Origin of the sequence: Mesorhizobium shonense, from assembly GCF_040545255.1 — a bacterium.
GTDB classification, from domain to species: Bacteria; Pseudomonadota; Alphaproteobacteria; order Rhizobiales; family Rhizobiaceae; genus Mesorhizobium; species Mesorhizobium shonense.
This window is the reverse complement of the sequence record NZ_JBEPLM010000006.1, coordinates 1-20,778: the sequence shown is the minus strand read 5'-3', so window position 1 is coordinate 20,778 and position 20,778 is coordinate 1. Positions and strand designations below refer to the sequence as shown.

The following is a 20,778-nucleotide window of genomic DNA, read 5'->3' as shown; positions in this document are numbered from 1 at the left end:
TGGAATTGCTCAAAGCCCGTAAACGGCGACGCGCACCAGCACGGCCGCGGCGGCAAGCGCCACCAGAAGAATGCCGAGGCCGATGGGCGAGCCCCAGCCATACCATTCCATCGCCAGCTTGGCGTATCTGTACTCCTCCTCATTCGAGAGATGGTTGCGCTGTTGAATCAAGCTCATCGTTCACTCCTTTGTCGGCGACTTTGCCCTTGCCTTGCAAAGGGCGGCGTCGCATATTTGATACGATAGTCTGAATGTTCGACAGATTGATAGTTAGATGATTGAAGTAAATTCGTCAAGCGCCGATCGGGCTGAAATGACAGCGGCCGTCAGCCTCGCCGTCATGCGCTGGCAGGACGCGACGCAGGCCTATGACGAGGCGGTGGGGGCGCGGCTCGGGCTGATCGCTGCCGAGCGGCATTGCCTGGGCCTGCTCTATGGCGGGCCGCAGTCGGCAGGCGCCGTGGCAGCGGCAACGGGGCTGACGCCGGCAGCGGTGACGGCCCTGATCGACCGGCTGGAGGCGCGCGGGCTCGTCACCCGAACCCGCAGCCTGGAGGACAGGCGCAAGGTGGTGATCGAGGCGACAGGGCTGACGAGGGAATTGTCGGAGCGCTACTACGGCGCCATCGCGCGGGAAGGCGAAAAAGTGGTCGCGAGCTTCAGCGACGCCGAACTGGCGACCGTGCTGCGCTTTATCAACGCCGCGCTCGATCTGCAGAACAAGCAGCTTGCAAAGTTGAAGGCCGAGCCGGCTTGAACGGTCCAGTCGCCGTCTCGGCAACTGGACCGCTCTGAGGCCGGCTGGGCGAAAGCCGGCTTTGGCTAGAGCGTTTCACCGTTTCACGGAAACGGCGAACCGCTCTATCTCTTTGTTTTGAAGCAATTCCGGACGGAAAACCGTTACACACTTTTCCTGGAATTGCTCTAAACCGTGGCCGGATCGAGCGCCGGCTGGCCCTTGAACCGCGCGATGATGCCGGCAAGGTCGTCGCCGGCGAATGCATCGCGCAACGCGTCGAAGGACGGCAGCACGAAATAGGCGCGCTGGAACTTGTCGATCTCGTAGCCGGTGCGCATCACCGTCTCGAGGTCGAACGGCACATGGTGCGCATCCTTGCTTTCGACCGCGAACTGCAGCTCGGTGAAGGACGACATCAGCCCGGCGCCGAAGGCCTTCAGCGGCTGGCCGGCTTCCTGGATGAGGCCGTATTCGGCGCTGTACCAGTAGAGCCGGGTGATCATCTCGTCGCCGCCGAGCGCGATCATGTCCTCGGCCTTCTCGCCGTACATCTGCATGAAGTCGGCAAATACCGGCTGCGTCAGGATCGGCACGTGGCCGAAGAAGTCGTGGAACATGTCCGGCTCGACGATATAGTCGAGCTCCTGCCTCGTCCGCAGCCAGTTGGTGACCGGGAAGCGCCGGTTGGCCAGATGATCGAAGAAGGGGCCGGCGGGGATCAGGCCGGGCACCGCCACGATCTCCCAGCCGGTCAGCTTGCGCAGTTTTTCGCTGATGGCGTCGAAATCCGGAATTTTGTCGAGCAGGCCGAGCGTTGCGACGCCGTCGAGATAGGAACGGTGCGCGAGCCTCTGTGTCAGCTTCGTCTGGCGGTCGCAGAGCGTGCGCCACACCGCCTGCTCTTCGGCCGAATAGTCGTACCCTTGAGCCACCGTGAAATCGGCGCGGCAAACCGAATAATCGCCGCGAAGGCCCTGCGCGGCGCATTCGCGGGCATAGTCGGCAACGCTGATCGTCATTTTTTCCTCCTCAAGATCGTGATCCGCGGATCATGAATACATGGTAGCCGCGGCTGGCGAGGCAAATCAGCCTTGTTTGTAGCCAAATGACCAGTTTTGAGGTAAGCTTCGCTCGAAACCGCAGATCGAGGAGTGGAAATGCCTCAATTGGATGAGTTCGAGATAAAAATGCTCGACGTCTTGCAGCGCGATGGACGAATGCCCGTGTCGGAGCTGGCGCAGGAGATCGGCCTGTCGACCACGCCCTGCGCTCGCCGCTTCGAGGCGCTGCAGGGCGCCGGCATCATCAAGGGCTTTGCCGCCATGCTCAGTCGCCGGGCGCTCGGCCTGATGGTCGAGGTATTCATCCAGGTCCGCCTGGTGAGCCACAGCGACGGCTCGCCGGAAAGTTTCATCGCCGCCGTGCAGCGCATGGACGAGGTCTCGTCCTGCTGGACGATGACAGGCGACCACGATTTTCTGCTGCATGTGATGGTGCCGTCGGTGGACGATCTCAACGGCTTCGTCATGCACCGGCTTATGCGGCTGCCCGGTGTGCGTGACGTCCACACCCAGCTCGTGCTGCAGAATATCAAGGGGCCTGGTCATGTGCCGCTCACCCATCTGCGGCGTTAGATTATGTCTGCAACCGGGTTCCCCTTCGGAAAGGAACCCGACAAGACACAGGATCAAAAGTTGAATCCGCGGGAACTGTCCAGCGTCAAATGAAAATAAGACTGCTCAATATTAAGAAACGACATGCCTGGAGATTTCCGATAACATTAACGTTACGCGTGTCTTCTCTCGCGCGCCGGAGGAAATAAAAATCCTGCATTGTCCCGGCAACTCCAGACTGTTGCATGATTCCTTGACCGGTCGCGGTGCCGAGGCGGTCGCGCAATCCGTTTACCGCCGGTTAGCAACATTAGTGTCTTATAATGGATCAGGCTTGCCTTCGTCCTTCCGTGAGGACTTGACGGACTTCGTTTGCTCGAGCCGTTGATGCGGAGGATGATCGCCAAGGAGCGTTGCATGCAATTGACGGAGGATGTGGCTCAGAGGGTCACCGAAGCGATTTCACGCCCGTCGTGGAAATCGGCCGATCCGACGCTTTTCGCGATGCTTCTGCAGAAGAATGCGGACCAGAACCGCAAGGTCGTCCGTTGGGGCATAGCGGCGGCCGTGTTGAGCTACATATGCTACGGCGCCTTCGACTGGTTTCTTTTCCCGGACCTTGCGGACCGTCTGATCCTGACGCGCCTGACGTTGGGACTGACCTTCCTGGTGCTTGTCGAACTCGTCGCTCGACGCGGTTTTGCCGTCACCACTCTGCACTATGTTGCCGCCCTGGCGATCGTGGCGGGCGCAATCGGGTGGCTGCTGTCGGCGCTCGGCACGACGCATCAGGAAGCGCTGTCCCATTTCATCATCTTCGGCACGGTGTTCATTCTCGGCGCCAATCTTTTCTTCAATTTCCGGCTATGGCTCTCGGCGCTGTCATCGGCGACCGTGACGGTCGCCTTCGCGAGCGCCACGCTGTTCGTCCTTCAAGCCGACTTTGCCACCCGCCTGGTGCTTGCAACCTATTTCGCGAATTGCCTTGTTTTGTCGCTATATCTCTCATGGCGCCTCAGCATGGAGCGCTACCACACCTTCCTGCATGCGCTTCAGGCGCAGATCCAGGAGCAGGTCGCCATCGAGAACGGCCAAAAGCTCATCGAGATCGCGGATACGGATCCGCTTACCGGGCTCAAGAACCGCAGGGCGATCACACGGGAATTCGCGGAGTTGTGCAAGGAATGGGCCAAGGACAATGACGAAATAGGCGTCATTCTCATGGATGTCGACTACTTCAAGCGGTTCAACGACCGGCTTGGACATCAGGCCGGCGACGACTGCCTGATCGAGCTCGCCCGTGCCTTCGACGAAACGGCGGCTTCCAACCACGCCATCGCGGGACGCTACGGCGGCGAGGAATTCGTCGTGCTGTGCAAGGTCGCCGGACATGATCATCTGCGCGAGGTGACGCATCAATTCTGCCGGGCCGTCGAGGATCTGAAAATCTCCCATCCCGACCGGGATGACAAGCTCGACATCGTCACCATCAGCGCCGGCGCGTCGTTGACGCGCGCCGAGCAAAGCATAGAGCTTCGCATCCTGCTGCAGGAGGCCGACCGCGCGCTCTATGCGTCGAAATTCTCGGGGCGCGCGACCTTCACGATCTATGACGCGCAGGCCATCGACCAGAAGCGCGCCAGCCAGAATCTCTCGGAACTGCTCAAGCATGCCGTTTCGGAGGGACTTGTCTCCGTTGTTTATCAACCGATCTGCGATGCGACATCCGGCCAGGTGCTTGGTCATGAGTCGCTGATGCGGCTGCGCGACTTCGACGGCAGCGTGATCAGCCCGTCGGTGTTCATACCCGTCGCCGAGCAGACAGGCGGGATCGAGGAACTTGGGCTGTGGCTGATCGATCGGGCCTGCGGCGACATGGTCGAGCACGGATTGGGTGCGGTCGTGTCGGCGAACGTATCGGTCGTTCAGCTCAAGGCGCCGAATTTCCCGCTGCACATCGCCGAGATTCTTGGCCGGCATGGCATGGCGCCTCATAAACTGGCGCTCGAGGTCACCGAGGGCAGCGACATTTCCCTGGAGGCGCAGGCCGCCAGAAGCATCGAGCAGCTTCGAGCCCTGGGCGTTCAAATTTGGCTGGATGATTTCGGAACCGGATTTGCGGGTCTGGCATGGCTGCGTCGTTTCAAGTTCGACGTCGTCAAGATCGACCGAAGTTTCCTGCACGATTGCCAGACGGTTCGCGGCCTGAGCCTGTTGCAGGACATGGTCAGGCTTCTGCGTAATCTTGGCCACACGGTCCTTGTCGAGGGCGTCGAGACGAAAGAGCAGCAGAACCTGCTGCAGCACATGGGCATTCAGTCGATCCAGGGCTTCCTCACCGGGCGCCCGGTTCCGATCGAAGAGATCAAGCAGGCCAGGCGGGAACTCGTCGCTTAAAGCGCGTCGCATTGAAACGGATTCAGGCGACGCGCTTTAAGTCTTTGTTTTGATGCATGTCGTTGCCCCGAACCGCTGCACACTTCTGGGCGACATGCATTAGAGCAATTCCAGGAAAAGTGTGAAACGGTTTTCCTGGAACTGCGTCATGCGCAGGAGCCGGAGGGCTCCATGAAAAAGGTCGGGCCGCTTCACGGCCCGACCTGGAAAGCAGCTCCGCTGTCGCCTATGCCGGCGCTGCGAAATCTCAGCGCTTGCGGATCTTGCCGTAAACGATGTTCCTGTTCGTTCCGTAATAGACCTCGGCGTCGACGCGGTTCTTGTCGACCGCGGCATTGATGATGTCCCACATGTCGCCGGCCGAGCGCAGGATGAGCGGCCAGTCCATGAAGGTCTCCATGTAGCCGTCGGTGGTGATCTCGTCGCTGAAGTTGGCGAAGAGGAATTCGCCGTCCGGCTTGACCAGTTCCATGGCTCGCTGCAGCAGGCGTGCGCCGACAGGGAGCGGCAGGTAGTCGTACAAGCCGGATGCATAGACGAGATCGAACGTGCCAAGCGGGTAGGCGCGCCGCAAGAGGCCGCGCACGGAGCCGTCTATGGCTTCCACTGCGGTGCCGGCGAGGTCGCGGTTGACGGTGCCGACGCTCACCGGGTCCTGGTCGAGACCCACCCAGCGCTTCAATCTTTTTTCGGCGAGCGCCTTTGAGAGCTCGGCTTCCCGCAAATGGCCGCAGGCGATTGCCAGCACCTCGGCATTCTCCACTCGCGCAGCCGTTTCGTCGACCGTCCTGGCCAGTATCTCGCGGCGCTCGCGCCCCGCCACCGAACTTGCCGCCTCGCTCGTATAGGCAAAGATCGCGCGGCCGAGTTCGCTCGATGATGCCACGATCTCGTCGGCGCTCGGATGCTTGTAGTAGATGTCCAGCAGCGTCGCGTCGCCCGAATAGCCGCGCGGCTTTTCGAAGGACCAGCGCGTGAACGGATCCTGTTTCAGGTATGCCGCCACGCGATGCTGCTGAGCCAGCGGGATCAGCTCCTGCCAGACGGCCGGGGCGGCATCGTGGCGCAATTCGTGCAATCGACCGGCCAGTCTTTCGACGATTTGCCCCGCGGGCTCCTGGCGCGCGAAAGCCTGGTGGGCGAGGTCCAGCACAAGCGAGAGCTGGGCCGCCCGCGCCTTGAGCTCGACGGCGTCGACCGTCTCCGCGGACGCCGCCTTGTGCTTTTTGATCAACGTCGATGTGATGAGGCTTGCTTCATCAATTTTCAAATCAGGATTCAACGCCATATGGGCATTCCTTGTGGTCCCCCACCGGCGATTATAGATGCTTAGAGTTTTAATAAAAGTTTAGGACAGGCTGCATTAGCAAAGCTTAAAATAATGATTCTCCAAGGTTTGACCGCGGAAAGCCTGCGGCCGCCGCGTGAACCAGCGCGTGCTGAATTGTGGGAGCATGCTGCGAAAGGCCGAAGAGGAACCGATGGGCGGCAGGCGCACGGCGCGCAGGTCTTGTGCCTCTGCCGGTTAGCCACGCCTGCCGCGCATTCGAGCGCCATGAAGGGCTGCCATGCTGGAACGGCGCTGGCCGTCGACAAGCGCTGCGCTAGCTCCTTGGAGTTGGCGGTGTGGCAGGAGAAGCAAGATGGAGCTTGTTACACCTTGTTACACACAGAAAGATCAAAGGCGACCGCCAGATGCCGTGGGGAAAAGGCACTGTGGTCAAAGGCGCCAGGGGCTATGTCTTTCTTGCCGGCAATACCGGCACAGCCGGAAATTATGATCCGTCGACCGGCAAGGGCGGCGCCGTCGGCGATGCCGCGGCACAATGGCGCTCGATCCTGATGAACATCAAATCGGATCTGGAGGAACTCGGCAGTTCGCTCGATCACCTCATCAAGATCACCCAGTACGTCAACGGACCGTTTCCGGACGGCGGAGCTCTAAGCTCGCCCAATTTTCGACTGGACGTGATGGATGAATTCTTCGCCGAACACTGTCCGAAGCACTACAGCTACAACAATCCGCCGCCATCGGAAGTAATCGGCGTTGCCGCACTCGCGCATCCCGACTTGGTTATCGAGATCGTGGCGGTCGCAGCCTTGCCGGATTAGCGGATGGCGCGGCTTCCGGCAGAAAATATCAAGGCACGATCAGCGTGCCGGCGCCGTGCTCGGTGAAGAGCTCGAGCAGCACCGAATGCGGCGTCTTGCCGTTGAGGATGACGACGCCCTCGACGCCGCGCTCGATCGCCTCGATGCAGGTCTCGACCTTCGGGATCATGCCGCCCGACACCGTGCCGTCCTTGATCAGCGCCTTGGCCTCGGCGACGGTCAATTCGTCGATCAGCTTCTTGTTCTTGTCGAGCACGCCGGGCACGTCGGTGAGGAAGAGCAGGCGCGAGGCGCGGCAGGCGCCGGCTATGGCGCCGGCAAACGTGTCGGCATTGATGTTGTAGGTGTGGCCGTCGCGGCCGGGCGCCACCGGCGCCAGCACCGGGATCATCTCCGAGCGCGCAAGCAGGTCGAGCAGCGTGCGGTCGACCTCGACCGGCTCGCCGACGAAGCCGAGATCCAGCACCCGCTCGATGTTGGAGTCCGGGTCGATCATCGTCTTGCGCGCCTTTTCGGCGAACACCATGTTGCCGTCCTTGCCGCAGAGCCCGATCGCCCATTCGCCCTCGGCGTTGATCAGCGCCACGATCTCCTTGTTGATCGAGCCGGCCAGCACCATCTCGACGATCTCGACCGTCTTCTGGTCGGTGACGCGCAGGCCGCCCTCGAACTTGGATTCGATGCCCATCTTGTTCAGCATCGCGCCGATCTGCGGCCCGCCGCCATGCACGACGATCGGATTGACGCCGGACTGTTTCAGGAGCGCGATGTCGCGGGCAAAAGCCTTGCCGAGCTCGTTGTCGCCCATGGCATGGCCGCCATACTTCACCACCACGGTCTTATTCTCGTAGCGCTGCATGTAGGGCAGCGCCCTGGAAAGCAGCGCGGCCTGCATTTCGGCGGTGGCGGCGATATCCGTCATCGATATGATCCCGGCTTGGCGTGAATGGCGGCGTCTTAGCGGGAATTGCCCCAGGCCGCAAACGGCTTTGCGGTCACAATGATGAAATCATGCGTGGGCGCTAGCCCGGCACCTTGAGCGGCGCGCGGCGCTGGAGCCATCCGGAGAGCTTCTCCATCTGCGCGGCGAGCGACAGCAGCGTCTCTTCGTCGCCGGGCCGCCCCGCGGCCTGGATGCCGAGCGGCAGGCCGCCCGCCGTGACATGCACAGGCAGCGCGATCGAAGGCTGGCCGCTGACATTGTGGATCGCCGGCCAATGGGTGAACCACAGGCTCTTGTCCATCAGCTGGCCGAACAGCGACTTGATCCTGAGCAGCCCGGTAAGGTGCAGCTTGTCGAGCGCGTTTTCGATGAGCTCGTCGGCGCCCTTCGCGTCCATCGCGCCGCAGGCGAGCGGCGGATGGGCGATGATCGGCATCAGCACGGCGTCGAAGCGCCCGGTCTCCTCGATCATCCGTCGCGCGGTGGCGTTGAGCCGCTGCACCGCGTCATAGACTTCGCCGGCGGAAAGCATTTCGCCGAGGCGGCCGAGCACGCGCGTCGCGCGCTCGACCTCGCCGGCGACGGGACGGCCGACACGCAGCGCCTCGGCCCGCATCATGCCAGCAACCGCGGAGGCGACGCTCCTGCAGAAATCGGCCATGAACTCGCGGCCGATATAGGGCAGGTCGATCTCTTCCACCGTGTGCCCGCCCTCGCGCGCCAGCGCCACCGCCGTGTCCAAAGCTTCAAGCGTCTCGGCCGAGATCGGCAGGCCGAGCGGCGACTTGCGGTAGACGGCGAGGCCGAGCTTGCCGGGATCGCGCGCCGCGGCGGCCGCAAAGGAGCCCTTCGGTGCCGGCGCCGCGTAGGGCGACAGCGCGTCGGCGCCATGGGTCAGGTCGAGCAGGAGCGCTGTGTCGCGCACCGAGCGGCTGACGGCGTGATCGACGACCATGCCGTACCAGCTCTCGCTCACCAGCGGCGTCAGCGGCACCCGGCCGCGCGAGGTCTTCAAGCCGACGAGGCCGCTGCAGGCCGAAGGCACGCGGATCGAGCCGCCGCCGTCGGAAGCATGCGCGGCCGGCACCACGCCCGCGGCCACGAGCGCGGCTGAACCGCCCGACGAGCCGCCGGTCGTGTGGCCGGTATTCCAGGGATTGCGGGTGATGCCGAAGCGCGCCGATTCCGTCATTAGCCTGAGCCCATGCTCGGGCGAGGTGCTGGTGGCGATCGGGATCAGGCCGGCGGCCAGATAGCGCTCGACCATCACCGAGTTGAAATCCGCGGTGAAGGCCGGAATGCGGCTGCCGCCATGGATCGGCACGCCCTTGATGCCGATGCCGAGATCCTTCAGTGCGAAAGGCACGCCGGCGAGCGGCAGCTTGCGGTCGATCGCTTTCGCCCGCGCCCTGGCGGCATCGTAGAGCGGCGTGGCTATGGCGTTGATGTCGGGCCTTGTCGCCTCGGCGCGCGCGATCGCGGCGTCGACGAGCTCCTGCGGCGAGACGTCTTTCTTGTGCACGAGCTCGGCAAGTCCTGTCGCATCCTGTTCCCAAAGCACGCGTTCAATCGACATCGCCGCCCCCTCTTTTGCGCAAGGCTATCGCATGAAGCTGCAAATCGGAATCAGGATTCGACAGACTAGCGGCACGACAATCTTTGCCGGACCACGCGCCCGGCGCCCCGTTGCAAATAAATCGCAATCTTCTAATTTGCCTGCATGGGGCCTCAGGACATCAGCAAGCTGATCGTCCGGACTTCGATGAAGGACCGGGCTGCGTTCGATCTGCTCTACAAGCAGACCAGCGGGAAACTTTTCGGCGTCTGTCTTCGTGTCTTGAGGGACAGGGGCGACGCGGAAGAAGCGCTTCAGGAGATCTTCGTCAAGATCTGGACGAAGGCGGACCGCTTCGCGGTTTCCGATCTGAGCCCGATTTCCTGGCTGGTGGCGATTGCGCGCAACCATGCGATCGATCGCATCCGGGCGCGGCGCAGTCCTTCCGCCAACATCGACGCAGCCCTCGACGTCGCCGATCCGACGCCGGGACCTGAGGCCATGGCTGTCGCGGGCGGCGAGACCGAACGCATCCACCATTGTCTCGACGAATTGGAGAAAGACCGGGCCGCGGCGGTCCGGGGCGCCTATCTCAACGGCGAAAGCTATGCCGAGCTGGCGGAGCGCCACAAGGTTCCGCTGAACACGATGCGGACTTGGCTGCGGCGAAGCCTGCTCAAACTTAGAGAATGCCTGGAAAGATGACGCTGGCGGAAAACAACGGACCGGAACGCGGAGGCGACGACCTGCTCGCCGCCGAATACATTCTCGGCGTTCTGACGGCCGACGAACGCCAGATCGTTTCCCGCCGCATCGACACCGAGACGGCGTTCGCCCGCCTGGTCGATGCCTGGGAGGTCCACTTCGCGCCGATGGCAGCCGCCTATGCGGCGGTCGAGCCTCCGGCATCGGTCAAGGCGGCGATCGACCGGCGGCTCTTTGCCTCTTCGGCCGCCACATCCGCCGCTCCCAGCGCCGCCGTCTGGTCGAGCCTCGCCTTCTGGCGCGGGCTTGCCGCCGCCGCGCTTGCCGCCTTGGCCGTCTTTGTCGCCCTGCCTTTCGTCAATCCGTCATTGCCGCCCCCCGAGACCAGGCTGGTTGCATCGCTCGCCGCCGACAACAGCAACGTCAAATACCTCGCCGTCTATGATGCCGCCCGTCACGAGGTCGGCCTCTCGCTCGTTTCCGGTGAGCGCGGCTCCGGCAAGGACTTCGAGCTGTGGATGATCGAGGGCAAGAACGTGCCGGTCTCGATGGGCGTCATCCCGGCCGGTCAGACCGCGCGCATGGCGGTCACGCCGGCCGTCCAGCAGAAGCTGGCGCAGGGCGCTGTGCTCGCCGTCAGCCTCGAGCCGACAGGCGGTTCGCCGACCGGCCAGCCGACGGGTCCCGTCGTCGCCGCAGGTGACCTGAAAGGCATCTGATAATTTCAAAGGTTATCCGCAGTCTATCTGCCGGTCATGTGCCGGCATGAGCGATTTATATGCGCTTATGTGCAGCGCGTTCGAACTCAGATCGGAGAAGAAAAAATCTTCCAGGTTCGCGAAACTAAGTTTTTGATGCCTCGTATCTCCTCGCGTTCCCAACGACGGGAAAAACAACCCGAGGAGACTGATATCATGCGTAAACTCGCCACCCTTTTGCTTGCCTCGACGATCGGCCTTTCCGCGCTCGGCGCCGTTGCCTATGCCGCCAATCCGATGGTCGGCGGCGCGCCGATGTATGCCAAGAAGAACATCATCGAGAATGCCGTCAATTCGAAGGACCACACCACGCTGGTCGCCGCCGTCAAGGCCGCGGGCCTTGTCGACACGCTGCAGGGCGCCGGCCCGTTCACCGTCTTCGCCCCGACCAACGAGGCTTTTGCCGCGCTGCCTGCCGGCACGGTCGAGACGCTGCTCAAGCCCGAGAACAAGGACAAGCTGACCAAGATCCTCACCTGCCACGTCATCGCCGCCAAGGCGCTGGCCGCCGACGTCGCCAAGATGGCCAAGGCCGACGGCGGCGCGCATGAGGTCAAGACGGTCGGCGGCTGCGCGCTGACGCTGAAGTCGGAGAAGGGCAAGGTCAGCGTGACCGACGAGAACGGCAACGTCGCCCATGTCACGATCGCCGACGTGCGCCAGTCGAACGGCGTCATCCACGTCATCGACAAGGTTCTCTTGCCGAAGATGTAACGAAAGGCTTGCTGTCGACGAACAGGCAGTAGTTCCTTCTGACCGGTCGCGTGGTTTTGTTTGTGTGTTCCGCGATCGGTAAGCGTCCGCTCCGCGCCGTGGCTTCGTCATCGGAGCCCTGTGCGGAGCGCCCGTCAAAGGGGCGTCAACGGCCTTTTGATTTCCCGTGGGCCGCTGAATCTGGCAAATAGACAGCAGGAGAAATGGTGATGAACCGTCGCGACTTTCTTTGGAGCGGCGCGGCCGCGACCGCCCTGATGATCGGCACTGGAGTGGCGTTGCGCACCGGCGGACCGAAGCCCGCTCTCGCCGCCGAGACCTTCGAGGTCGTCAAGACCGATGCCGAATGGCACGCCATCCTTTCCGATGCCGCCTTCGACGTGCTGCGCAAGGAGGGCACCGAATATCCGGGCACCAGCCCGTTGCTCAACGAGCACCGCAAGGGCATCTTCGCCTGCGCCGGCTGCGACCTGCCGGTCTATCCGTCGGAGACGAAATTCGATTCCGGCACCGGCTGGCCGAGCTTCTGGCAGGAGATTCCCAACGCCATCGGCAAGACCGAGGACCGTTCGCTCGGCATGACCCGCACCGAGGTGCATTGCCGCCGCTGCGGCGGCCATCTCGGCCATGTTTTCGACGACGGTCCGCCGCCAACCGGCCTGCGCCACTGCATCAACGGCGTGGCGCTGAGCTTCAAGCCGGCCGCGGCCTGAGGCAGCACGTCGATCTCTTTTGGAAAAGACATGACCCCGGAAATCGTCGCCGACTTCCGGGGTCACTCGTTGAGGACGCCAGGCGGGGGTTCCGGCTCCTCAATGGCCTCCGCCGCCACCGCCGCCCTGCTGGGCCGGCTTGTTGATGAACAGCACGAAAAATCCGAGCGAGGCGAACAGCACGGTCAGCATCATGAACACGTCCATGAAGGACAGCAGCGCCGCCTGCTGATGGACCATGCCCGACAGCTTCGAGATCGCGGCACTGGTAGCATCGAGGCCGGCGGTCTGCTCGAAATTCAGCGTCATGTTCTGCAGCTTGGTCTGCGCGGCCTGGCTGCCCCACTCGACATGCTCGGAGAGCCTTGCGTAGTGGAAGGCGTTGCGGTCGATCAGCACCGTGTTGATGACGGCCAGGCCGACGGCGCCGCCGAGATTGCGGGTCAGGTTGAACAGGCCCGACGCATTCTTCAGCCGCTCCGGCGGCAACGTGCCGAGCGCGATGTTGTTGATCGGCACCATGCACAGCATCATCGAGCAGCCGCGCAGGATCTGCGGGATCAGCAGTTCATAAAAATCCCAGTCGGCGGTGAGATGCGTCATCCACCATGTGCCGGTGGCGAAGCCGATGAAGCCGATCATCATCATCAGCCTGAGATCGATCTTGTTCGACAGGATGCCGGCAACGGGTGCCGTGAAGAACATCGCCAGGCCGCTGACGAACAGCGCCTCGCCGATCATCATCGAATCGTAACCGCGGATACGGCCGAGGAACACCGGATAGAGGTAGGTCAACCCGTAAAGGCCGATGCCGACGACGAAGGAGAACAGCGAGCCGAAGGCAAAGTTGACATTGGTGAAGGCCCGGAGGTCGACGATCGGCTCCTCGGCGGTGAAGACGCGCCAGAAGAAGATGATGCCGCCGATGGTCATGATGATGGCGCAGGCAAAGACGGCCGGCTCCTGCAGCCAGTCATGGTTCGGGCCTTCCTCCAATACATATTCCATGCATCCGAGGAAAGCGGCCATGCCGACGAGGCCCCACCAGTCGAACTTGGAGAACAGCTTGAGGTTCGGCTTGTCGAAATCGATCAGCGACCAGGCGGCCGTCGCCACCAGGATGCCGGGCACGACATTGATCAGGAACAGCCAGTGCCAGGACATGGCATGGCTGATATAGCCGCCGACCGTCGGACCGATGGTCGGCGCCAGCGTCGCCACCAGGCCGATCATCGGCGAGACGACGGCGCGCCGCGACGGCGGGAAGATGGTGAAGGCGGCCGCAAAGACGCTCGGGATCATGCCGCCGCCGATGAAACCCTGGATGGCGCGGTAGACGATCATCTGGTCGATGTTGGTCGCGGTCGCGGCGAGCGCGCTGGCCGCGGTGAAGCCGGCGGCGGCGATCGTGAACAGGACGCGCGTCGACAGCATCCGGCTGAGGAAGCCTGACAGCGGGATCATCACCACTTCGGCGATCAGATAGGCGGTCTGCACCCACGGGATCTCGTCGGAGCTGGCGCTCAGGCCTGCCTGGATCTCGGCGAGCGATGCCGAGACGATCTGGATGTCGAGGATCGCCATGAACATGCCGAACACCATCGCCAGGAAGGCGATGACGCGGCGCACCGGCATATGGTCGGCGGGCGCGGCGGCGGCCGGCCGTGCAGGCATTGATCCTGCGGTGATGGTTGCGGTTGCCATTTGATGGGCTCCCTGAAACAGGCTGGGCGGCTCAGCACTCAATCAGCCACTGAACCGCCCCCCAAAAGTGCCTAGTTCGTCGTCGAGGCCGGCGCGGTGCGGCTGTCGGCGGCGACGACGACGCTCAAGCCGGCGCGCAGCTTGCCGGTCTTCAGCACATCGGCCGGCACGTCGATGCGGACCGGAACACGCTGCACGACCTTGGTGAAGTTGCCGGTGGCGTTTTCCGGCGGCAGCAGCGAGAACACCGCGCCAGAGGCCGGCGCCAGCGACGAAACCGTGCCTTCGAAGGTCTGGCCGTCGATGGCGTCGACGGTGATGCTGACCTTCTCGCCGGGCACCAGCCGGCCGAGCTGCGTCTCCTTGAAGTTGCCGACGATGTAGAGCTTGTCCATCGGCACGACGACGGCGAGCTTCTGGCCGGGGCTGACGAGGTCGCCCTGCTCGACCGAGCGGTTGCCGACGACGCCGTCATAGGGCGCCTTGAGCACGGTGAAGGAAAGGTCGCGCTGGGCCTTGTCGCGGGTGAGCTGCAGCGAGGCGAGTGTGCTCGCCTGCTCCGCGCGCTGGGCTTCGAGCACGCCGATATTGGCCTGCGCCGCGGTGATCTGCGCGTCGGCGCCGGCAAGAGCGGCCTTGGCCTGGTCGAGCGCCGTCTGGGCATCGTCGAGCTGCGCCTGCGTGCCGACATGGGTCTTGAGCAGCTGCGCCGCGCGGTCCTGGGCGCGCGCCGCATTGTCGGCGGCGGCCTGGTCGGCGATCTTCTGCGCCTCGGCCTGCGCCAGCGAGGCCTGGGCCGCCTTGGTCTGGGCGTCGATGCGGTCGAGCGTCTTCGCCAAGGTCGCGATCTGCGCCTCGGCCTGGGCAACGGCGATTTTATAGTCGCCGTCGTCGATGACGAACAGCGGATCGCCGGCCTTGACCTGCTGATTCTCGCTCACCAGGACCTTATCCACATAACCGGAGATCTTCGGCGACACGAACGACATATCGGCCTGGACATAGGCGTCGTCGGTGGAGATCATGAACCGGCCGTCGCTCCAGTAGTTGTAGCCGTACCAGGAGCCGGCGCCGAGGAGGGCAAGCCCGATGATCGGCAGGAGGAACGAACGGACAGAGCGCTTCTTCTTGACCGGCGCTTCGACAGGCGCGACGGGAACGGGCTGCAGAGGCACTTCCGGAGCTTCGGTCGACGGCTGGACCTTGGCGTTGGGAAACGTACGGACTTCGGCGGTGGCGGGCGCGTTCGAGGACATGGTAATCTCTCTGGAGTAGGTCAGTCAGACTGAACCGTTCGGTTCGAATTGCTGATTGACATAGCGTGTAAAGAGGCCCATATCAAGTGCAAATCGAACCGCTTGGTTCGAAATATTTCGTGAGGTGTGACTTTAATGGTCGAAACGACAGCGGACAGCGATCTGCTCGACCTGCGCAAAGGCCGTCCGGCGGCCGGGCAGGATCCGGTCAAGCGGGCCCAGATCATCGAAGGCGCGCGCCGCGTCTTCATCGACAAAGGCTTCGAGGCCGCCTCGATGAACGACATCACGCGCGAGGCCGGCGTCTCCAAGGGCACGATCTACGTCTATTTCGCCAACAAGGAAGAGCTGTTCGAGGCCCTCATCGAGGAAGAGCGCGGCACCATCTTCAGGAACATGTATGAGGTGCTCGACCATTTCGAGGACCTGCGCAAGACGCTGGTGAAGTTCGGCACGGTGCTCTCGGCCAAGATCACCTCGGCCAAGGTCATCCAGGCGCAGCGCACGGTGGTCGGCGCCTCCGACAGGATTCCCGAGCTTGGCGCCCGCTTTTACGAGCGCGGGCCGAAGCGCGGCCACGACAAGGTGATGGTCTTCCTCAATGAAGCCGTCGAACGCGGCCTGCTTGCGATCGACGATGTCGACCTCGCCGCCTACCAGTTCACCGAGCTGTGCCTGGCCGGCCTCTTCCGCCAGTGCATCTTCTCTTATCGTACCAAGGCGCCGAGCCCGGCCGAGATCGAGCATGTCGTCCGCTCCGGCGTCAACGTCTTCCTGAAGGCCTACGGCACCGAAAAGCTCGCCGCCGAGGAGAAGGTATCGGAATCGGTCTGAGCTAGGCGCTTGTCGGTTCGTCGTCCTTCGGCGGAGAACGCCGCTGCAGTGTAGAAATCCGAAGCGTCGCGGGACAGCACCCCCCTCTGGCCTGCCGGCCATCTCCCCCTCAAGGGGGGAGATCGGATGTCGCTTCGGCTTTCGCAAAAATTGTCGACGTCGAAAGAAGAGCGCGGCGCCTAAGCCGCCAATCTCCCCCCTTGAGGGGGAGATGTCCGGCAGCACAGAGGGGGGTGCTGTCCCGCCAGCGTTTCGATCTCCCGATCGCCTCCTTCGCGAGCCTGCCGGAAGGGCTTGTTAACCATCGGTTCCTATGTCTCGGGACACCTCCGTTCGATGAGTCTCGAGAATGACATCCATGCGTTTCTCCCGTGCCAATCCTTCCGGTGCTTCCACCTACGACAACGACGATTACGATCGTCCGGAGAGGGCGCGGGATCGCGGCGCGGATTCGCCGCAGCGAGGGAAAGCGGGGCAGGTCGTCACGCTGCGAACCCCTGTTGAGAGCGAAGCGAACTCCGGCTCCTTTGATTCGGCCGGCGCCGGCGAATTCAGCCAACCGGCCTGGCAGCAGTATTTCTTTCTCGCGCCCAATGTGCGGTTCACCCGCACGCCGGATTCCGATAAGCGGCCTGCACCGCAACCGGATGATGAAGCGCCGGCCAAGGCGATGGTGTCCCGAGACGATACCATCCGCCCCGTGCCGCCGGCGCCTGCGGCGGCTAATCCGGTCCGGCCGATTCCCGCCGCAGCCCCCATCGCTCCCACGGTGCAACGGCAAGCCAGCGCCACGCCATCGCAGGCCGTCACCGCGCAGGCGCCGAAGCTACAACCGCAACCGCCGAAATTTCGCTGGTCCTATCTTTCCGATGATGCGTTCTTCGAGTTCAGCATGCCCTTGCTTGCCGAGCGCCTGGCGCGGGCACGACTGAACGATCCTGTGCGGCCGCCGACCGCCCCCGCGCCGGCGCATCCGGCGGCGCAGCCGAGCCAGGTCCGCCCCGCCGCCTTGGGCGAGGCGACGTCGTTCTACCGCGTCATCGAATGGCGCTCGAATGGGCCGGCTGCAAGTCCTGCTTCCGGGACAGTGCCGTCCGCCCCGCCTGTCGCCCGGTCCGCTCCGGCGGAGACCGAACCGCGCGCGCCCGAAGCGACCGCTGCCGCGCCGGTTCCCGTAGGAAGGAGCGCGCGGACCGCAAGGTCAGCACCCTCCCTGCCTGTCGCCGGCAAGGTCGCGCCGTCGGCTGCCCCGGCCGGCTACGCGCTTCCTTCCGAGGACCTGCTGCAGATGCCGCCGGAAGGCCAGGGCTTCTACATGTCGCAGGAGCGGATGGAACAGAACGCCGACCTGCTCGAAAGCGTGCTGGAGGATTTCGGCGTCAAGGGCGAGATCATTCATGTCCGCCCGGGTCCGGTCGTAACACTCTACGAGTTCGAGCCGGCGCCGGGCGTGAAATCCAGCCGCGTCATTGGGCTCGCCGACGACATCGCCCGCTCCATGTCGGCCGTCTCGGCACGCGTCGCCGTGGTGCCGGGCCGCAATGTCATCGGCATCGAATTGCCCAACGAAACACGCGAGACGGTCTATTTCCGCGAGCTGATCGAATCGGCCGGCTTCCGCAACACGGCCTGCAAACTGGCGCTCGGCCTCGGCAAGACGATCGGCGGCGAGCCGGTCATCGCCGACCTAGCCAAGATGCCCCATCTGCTGGTCGCGGGCACCACCGGCTCGGGCAAGTCGGTCGCCATCAACACCATGATCCTGTCGCTGCTCTACCGGATGAAGCCGGAGGAATGCCGCCTCATCATGGTCGACCCCAAGATGCTGGAATTGTCCGTCTATGACGGCATCCCGCATCTGCTCACGCCCGTAGTCACCGATTCCAAGAAGGCGGTCACGGCGCTCAAATGGGCGGTGCGCGAGATGGAGGAGCGCTACCGCAAGATGGCGCGCCTTAGCGTGCGCAACATCGACGGCTACAACCAGCGCGCCGCCGCTGCCCGCGACAGCGGCGAGGTCGTGGTCATGCAGGTTCAGGTCGGTTTCGAGAAGGGTACGGGCGAGCCGCTGTTCGAGGAACGGGAGATCGACCTCGCGCCGATGCCCTACATCGTCATCATCGTCGACGAGATGGCCGACCTGATGATGGTCGCCGGCAAGGAGATCGAAGGCGCCATCCAGCGGCTGGCGCAGATGGCCCGCGCCGCTGGCATCCACTTGATCATGGCCACGCAGCGCCCGTCGGTCGACGTCATCACCGGCACCATCAAGGCCAATTTCCCCACCCGCATCTCCTTCCAGGTGACGTCCAAGATCGACAGCCGCACCATCCTGGGCGAGCAAGGCGCCGAGCAGCTGCTCGGCCAGGGCGACATGCTGCACATGGCTGGCGGCGGGCGCATCGTGCGCGTGCATGGGCCCTTCGTCTCCGATCTGGAGGTCGAGCACGTCGTGGCGCATCTGAAGGCGCAAGGCCGCCCGGAATATCTCGACACGGTCACTGCCGGCGAGGAAGAGGAAGAAGAGGCGGCCGACACCGGTCCGGTCTTCGACAAGGGCTCGATCGCCGAGGAGGATGGCGACGCCCTCTACGAGGAAGCGGTCAAGGTGGTCAAGCGCGACAAGAAATGCTCGACCTCCTACATCCAGCGCCGCCTCGGCATCGGCTACAACCGCGCCGCCTCGCTGGTCGAACGCATGGAAAAGGAAGGCCTGGTCGGCACCCCCAACCATGTCGGCAAGCGTGAAATCCTCGCCGGCCGGCGGGATCATGCGGCTGAGCGCGACGAGACGGATTGAGTAGCGATTGATGGGGCGGGTCTGACGCGCTTACGGACCGAAGCGATCGTATATGGCGGCGCCAGCCCCCACTCCGGCCGCTGCGCGGCCACCTCTCCCCCATGTTCATGGGGGAGAGGAACCCAGGCTTTTCAAGGCTGCGACCTTCGCGGTTGGCTTTTCCTCTCCCCCACGAATGTGGGGGAGAGGTGGCTCGGCGAAGCCGAGACGGAGTGGGGGAACGCCATATGCGATTACCGCCCTGCCACAAGGGTCCTTGCGGTAGCGCCGGTCGAGCGTCGCCTCACCCGCCGTTCGCCACCAGCGCGATCGCCGCGCGCAGCTCGTCGAGTCCCTCGGCCTTTTCCGAGGATGTCGCCAGGACCGCCGGAAAGGCCGCCGGGCGCTTCTTGATCTTGCCCAGCGTTTCCTCGACCAGCTTCGGCACGCCGGCCGCCTTGATCTTGTCGGTCTTGGTCAGCACGACCTGGTAGGAGACCGCCGCCTTGTCGAGCAACGACAGCACCTCCTCGTCCTTAGCCTTGATGCCGTGGCGGGCGTCGATCAGCACATAGACGCGCTTCAGCGTGACGCGTCCCTGCAGGTATTCGAAGATCAGCTTCGTCCAGGCGTCGACCTTGTCCTTGGGCGCGCTGGCATAGCCGTAGCCGGGCATGTCGACCAGCGCCAGCGGCGGCAGGTCGGCACCCTCGCCGGAGAACCCGTCCGGCACGAAATAGTTTAGCTCCTGTGTGCGCCCCGGCGTGTTCGAGGTGCGCGCCAGGCCCTTGTGGCCGACCAGCGCATTGATCAGCGAGGATTTGCCGACATTGGAGCGTCCGGCAAAGGCGATCTCCGGCGGCCCTTCCGGCGGCAGGAACTTCATCGACGGCACACCACGGATGAAGATCCAGGCGCGGGTGAACAGGTCGGTGTTGATCGTCGTTTTATCGGATGTCGTGTTTGGCGCGTTCAAACCGCAGCCTCCAGTTTGGAAATGTCGGCGCCACGGATGGCGTTGAGGTTGCGGCTGATCTTGTCGACCGGCCAGTCCCACCAGGCCGCCTTCAACAGCCGCCGCACCGTGAATTCGTCGAAGCGCATCTTCACCACCTTGGCCGCGTTGCCGGCGACGATCGAATAGGGCGGCACGTCATGCGTGACAACCGATTTCGCGGCAACGATCGCGCCATGGCCGATCTTCACGCCGGGCATGATCACCGCATCCATGCCGATCCAGACATCATTGCCGACGATCGTGTCGCCGCGGATCTCCTTGGACCAGGTCTCTTGGTCGAACCCTTCCTCCCAACCATGGCCGAAAATGTTGAACGGATAGGTCGAGAAGCCGGACATGGCATGGTTGGCGCCGTTCATGATGAAGCGCGCGCCCTCGGCGATGGCGCAGAACTTGCCGATGATCAGCCTGTCGCCGATGAAGGGGTAGTGGTGCAGCACGCATTTCTCGGCGAATTTGTCCGGGCCGTCGGGGTCGTCGTAGTAGGTGAAGTCGCCGATCTCGATATTCGGCGCGGTGACCAGCCCCTTCAGGAAGCCGACGCGCGGATGCATCGCGATGGGGTGCTTGATGTTGGGATTAGGTCCGGTCATGGGCTGTTCCACACCCTCGAAACAAGAGGGAGTTTATAGGGATGCTTGATGTGCCGGTCTACCGGGCCGACCTTAGAGCAGTTCCAATACTGAAAAGACCGGGGTCCCGCCGCGGGTACCCCGGTCTGCCGGACGGCCTCCCAAACACCGGCGTCGCTGCGCCGGAAGCCGTCCGGCTCGTTGGGGAGGACTGGATAGCTACGAGGAATGCCGGGCCTGAGTTTCCAGCCGCAACAAAAAACCCCGGACGTGAACTGACCCCGTAAAGTTGGACGGTTCATTGAGCTGGTAGATTTAAGGGCTGGGTCCTGTATTGCACAGGGGCCAGCCCTTTCAGTTTCAGTT

Annotated in this window: 19 protein-coding genes; 10 read left to right on the top strand and 9 right to left on the bottom strand. The window is 63.5% G+C overall.

The genetic code is table 11. The annotated features are described in order from the left end of the window. Positions 1-9 precede the first annotated feature (9 nt). Positions 10-177 carry a hypothetical protein gene (locus ABID26_RS17125; protein ID WP_292304224.1) on the bottom strand — a complete coding sequence of 56 codons (168 nt, stop codon included), beginning with the start codon at positions 175-177 and terminating at the stop codon, positions 10-12. Positions 178-274: 97 nt separating this feature from the next. On the opposite strand from ABID26_RS17125, the gene ABID26_RS17120 reads away from it, so the two are divergent. Beyond that, entirely contained in the window at positions 275-757 is a 483-nt protein-coding gene (locus ABID26_RS17120) for a MarR family winged helix-turn-helix transcriptional regulator (RefSeq protein ID WP_126096790.1), read from the top strand. Between the two features lie 167 nt (positions 758-924). Here ABID26_RS17120 and phhA read toward each other — a convergent pair whose 3' ends face one another. After that, positions 925-1,758: a phenylalanine 4-monooxygenase gene (gene phhA / locus ABID26_RS17115; RefSeq protein WP_126096791.1), complete on the bottom strand. Its 834-nt coding sequence runs from the start codon at positions 1,756-1,758 to the stop codon at positions 925-927. 138 nt (positions 1,759-1,896) lie between these two features. Here phhA and ABID26_RS17110 point away from each other — a divergent pair, with 138 nt between their 5' ends. Both ABID26_RS17110 and ABID26_RS17105 read left to right on the top strand, forming a co-directional pair. Then, complete coding sequence (locus tag ABID26_RS17110) at positions 1,897-2,373, top strand: Lrp/AsnC family transcriptional regulator (RefSeq protein WP_126096792.1); 477 nt, start codon at positions 1,897-1,899, stop codon at positions 2,371-2,373. Positions 2,374-2,769: 396 nt separating this feature from the next. Next, entirely contained in the window at positions 2,770-4,749 is a 1,980-nt protein-coding gene (locus tag ABID26_RS17105) for a putative bifunctional diguanylate cyclase/phosphodiesterase (protein WP_126096793.1), read from the top strand. Between the two features lie 247 nt (positions 4,750-4,996). Here ABID26_RS17105 and ABID26_RS17100 read toward each other — a convergent pair whose 3' ends face one another. Continuing rightward, on the bottom strand, positions 4,997-6,037 hold the full coding sequence (locus ABID26_RS17100) for a class I SAM-dependent methyltransferase (RefSeq protein ID WP_126096794.1): 1,041 nt from the start codon (positions 6,035-6,037) through the stop codon (positions 4,997-4,999). 407 nt (positions 6,038-6,444) lie between these two features. Here ABID26_RS17100 and ABID26_RS17095 point away from each other — a divergent pair, with 407 nt between their 5' ends. Continuing rightward, the gene (locus ABID26_RS17095; protein WP_126096795.1) at positions 6,445-6,861 is read left to right on the top strand and encodes a RidA family protein; all 417 of its coding nucleotides are present in this window, start codon (positions 6,445-6,447) and stop codon (positions 6,859-6,861) included. 28 nt (positions 6,862-6,889) lie between these two features. On the opposite strand, the gene argB is transcribed toward ABID26_RS17095, so the two are convergent. After that, positions 6,890-7,783, bottom strand: a complete 894-nt coding sequence (gene argB, locus ABID26_RS17090; protein ID WP_040971090.1) for an acetylglutamate kinase — start codon at positions 7,781-7,783, stop codon at positions 6,890-6,892. Between the two features lie 100 nt (positions 7,784-7,883). Beyond that, positions 7,884-9,380 carry an amidase gene (locus ABID26_RS17085; protein ID WP_126096796.1) on the bottom strand — a complete coding sequence of 499 codons (1,497 nt, stop codon included), beginning with the start codon at positions 9,378-9,380 and terminating at the stop codon, positions 7,884-7,886. Positions 9,381-9,524: 144 nt separating this feature from the next. Between ABID26_RS17085 and ABID26_RS17080 the strand changes: the two genes are divergently transcribed. The 4 genes from ABID26_RS17080 to msrB all read left to right on the top strand — a co-directional run bounded on the left by ABID26_RS17080 (position 9,525) and on the right by msrB (position 12,249). Then, a complete protein-coding gene (locus ABID26_RS17080; RefSeq protein ID WP_126096797.1) occupies positions 9,525-10,064 on the top strand; it encodes a sigma-70 family RNA polymerase sigma factor in 540 nt (179 codons plus the stop codon). Next, positions 10,061-10,783: an anti-sigma factor gene (locus ABID26_RS17075; protein WP_126096798.1), complete on the top strand. Its 723-nt coding sequence runs from the start codon at positions 10,061-10,063 to the stop codon at positions 10,781-10,783. The genes ABID26_RS17080 and ABID26_RS17075 overlap by 4 nt, the downstream gene beginning before the upstream one ends. A 195-nt stretch (positions 10,784-10,978) precedes the next feature. Further along, positions 10,979-11,536, top strand: coding sequence for a fasciclin domain-containing protein (locus ABID26_RS17070; RefSeq protein ID WP_126096799.1), 558 nt, complete (start codon positions 10,979-10,981; stop codon positions 11,534-11,536). A 209-nt stretch (positions 11,537-11,745) separates the two neighbouring features. Next, positions 11,746-12,249: a peptide-methionine (R)-S-oxide reductase MsrB gene (gene msrB, locus ABID26_RS17065; protein WP_126096800.1), complete on the top strand. Its 504-nt coding sequence runs from the start codon at positions 11,746-11,748 to the stop codon at positions 12,247-12,249. A gap of 99 nt (positions 12,250-12,348) precedes the next feature. Here msrB and ABID26_RS17060 read toward each other — a convergent pair whose 3' ends face one another. Together ABID26_RS17060 and ABID26_RS17055 are read right to left on the bottom strand one after the other, a co-directional pair. Further along, complete coding sequence (locus tag ABID26_RS17060; protein WP_245460300.1) at positions 12,349-13,923, bottom strand: DHA2 family efflux MFS transporter permease subunit; 1,575 nt, start codon at positions 13,921-13,923, stop codon at positions 12,349-12,351. Between the two features lie 101 nt (positions 13,924-14,024). Continuing rightward, positions 14,025-15,209 (bottom strand): HlyD family secretion protein, encoded by a 1,185-nt coding sequence (locus ABID26_RS17055; protein ID WP_126096802.1) that lies wholly within the window; start codon positions 15,207-15,209, stop codon positions 14,025-14,027. A gap of 135 nt (positions 15,210-15,344) precedes the next feature. Between ABID26_RS17055 and ABID26_RS17050 the strand changes: the two genes are divergently transcribed. Continuing rightward, the gene (locus tag ABID26_RS17050) at positions 15,345-16,043 is read left to right on the top strand and encodes a TetR/AcrR family transcriptional regulator (RefSeq protein WP_126096803.1); all 699 of its coding nucleotides are present in this window, start codon (positions 15,345-15,347) and stop codon (positions 16,041-16,043) included. Positions 16,044-16,392: 349 nt separating this feature from the next. Further along, complete coding sequence (locus tag ABID26_RS17045) at positions 16,393-18,843, top strand: DNA translocase FtsK (protein WP_354416003.1); 2,451 nt, start codon at positions 16,393-16,395, stop codon at positions 18,841-18,843. A 283-nt stretch (positions 18,844-19,126) separates the two neighbouring features. On the opposite strand, the gene yihA is transcribed toward ABID26_RS17045, so the two are convergent. Together yihA and ABID26_RS17035 are read right to left on the bottom strand one after the other, a co-directional pair. Beyond that, on the bottom strand, positions 19,127-19,798 hold the full coding sequence (gene yihA, locus ABID26_RS17040; RefSeq protein WP_292373937.1) for a ribosome biogenesis GTP-binding protein YihA/YsxC: 672 nt from the start codon (positions 19,796-19,798) through the stop codon (positions 19,127-19,129). Further along, a complete protein-coding gene (locus ABID26_RS17035) occupies positions 19,795-20,433 on the bottom strand; it encodes a CatB-related O-acetyltransferase (protein WP_126096806.1) in 639 nt (212 codons plus the stop codon). Before ABID26_RS17035 ends, yihA begins: the two co-directional genes overlap by 4 nt. Positions 20,434-20,778 lie beyond the last annotated feature (345 nt).

Coding starts and splice junctions, on each gene's coding strand:
- ABID26_RS17125 (WP_292304224.1), bottom strand. CDS start 177: ATGAGCTTGATTCAACAGCGCAACCATCTCTCGAATGAGGAGGAGTAC.
- ABID26_RS17050 (WP_126096803.1), top strand. CDS start 15,345: ATGGTCGAAACGACAGCGGACAGCGATCTGCTCGACCTGCGCAAAGGC.
- ABID26_RS17105 (WP_126096793.1), top strand. CDS start 2,770: ATGCAATTGACGGAGGATGTGGCTCAGAGGGTCACCGAAGCGATTTCA.
- phhA (WP_126096791.1), bottom strand. CDS start 1,758: ATGACGATCAGCGTTGCCGACTATGCCCGCGAATGCGCCGCGCAGGGC.
- ABID26_RS17060 (WP_245460300.1), bottom strand. CDS start 13,923: ATGCCTGCACGGCCGGCCGCCGCCGCGCCCGCCGACCATATGCCGGTG.
- ABID26_RS17110 (WP_126096792.1), top strand. CDS start 1,897: ATGCCTCAATTGGATGAGTTCGAGATAAAAATGCTCGACGTCTTGCAG.
- ABID26_RS17045 (WP_354416003.1), top strand. CDS start 16,393: ATGACATCCATGCGTTTCTCCCGTGCCAATCCTTCCGGTGCTTCCACC.
- msrB (WP_126096800.1), top strand. CDS start 11,746: ATGAACCGTCGCGACTTTCTTTGGAGCGGCGCGGCCGCGACCGCCCTG.
- ABID26_RS17080 (WP_126096797.1), top strand. CDS start 9,525: ATGGGGCCTCAGGACATCAGCAAGCTGATCGTCCGGACTTCGATGAAG.
- ABID26_RS17120 (WP_126096790.1), top strand. CDS start 275: ATGATTGAAGTAAATTCGTCAAGCGCCGATCGGGCTGAAATGACAGCG.
- ABID26_RS17055 (WP_126096802.1), bottom strand. CDS start 15,209: ATGTCCTCGAACGCGCCCGCCACCGCCGAAGTCCGTACGTTTCCCAAC.
- ABID26_RS17075 (WP_126096798.1), top strand. CDS start 10,061: ATGACGCTGGCGGAAAACAACGGACCGGAACGCGGAGGCGACGACCTG.
- ABID26_RS17085 (WP_126096796.1), bottom strand. CDS start 9,380: ATGTCGATTGAACGCGTGCTTTGGGAACAGGATGCGACAGGACTTGCC.
- argB (WP_040971090.1), bottom strand. CDS start 7,783: ATGACGGATATCGCCGCCACCGCCGAAATGCAGGCCGCGCTGCTTTCC.
- ABID26_RS17070 (WP_126096799.1), top strand. CDS start 10,979: ATGCGTAAACTCGCCACCCTTTTGCTTGCCTCGACGATCGGCCTTTCC.
- ABID26_RS17095 (WP_126096795.1), top strand. CDS start 6,445: ATGCCGTGGGGAAAAGGCACTGTGGTCAAAGGCGCCAGGGGCTATGTC.
- ABID26_RS17100 (WP_126096794.1), bottom strand. CDS start 6,037: ATGGCGTTGAATCCTGATTTGAAAATTGATGAAGCAAGCCTCATCACA.
- ABID26_RS17035 (WP_126096806.1), bottom strand. CDS start 20,433: ATGACCGGACCTAATCCCAACATCAAGCACCCCATCGCGATGCATCCG.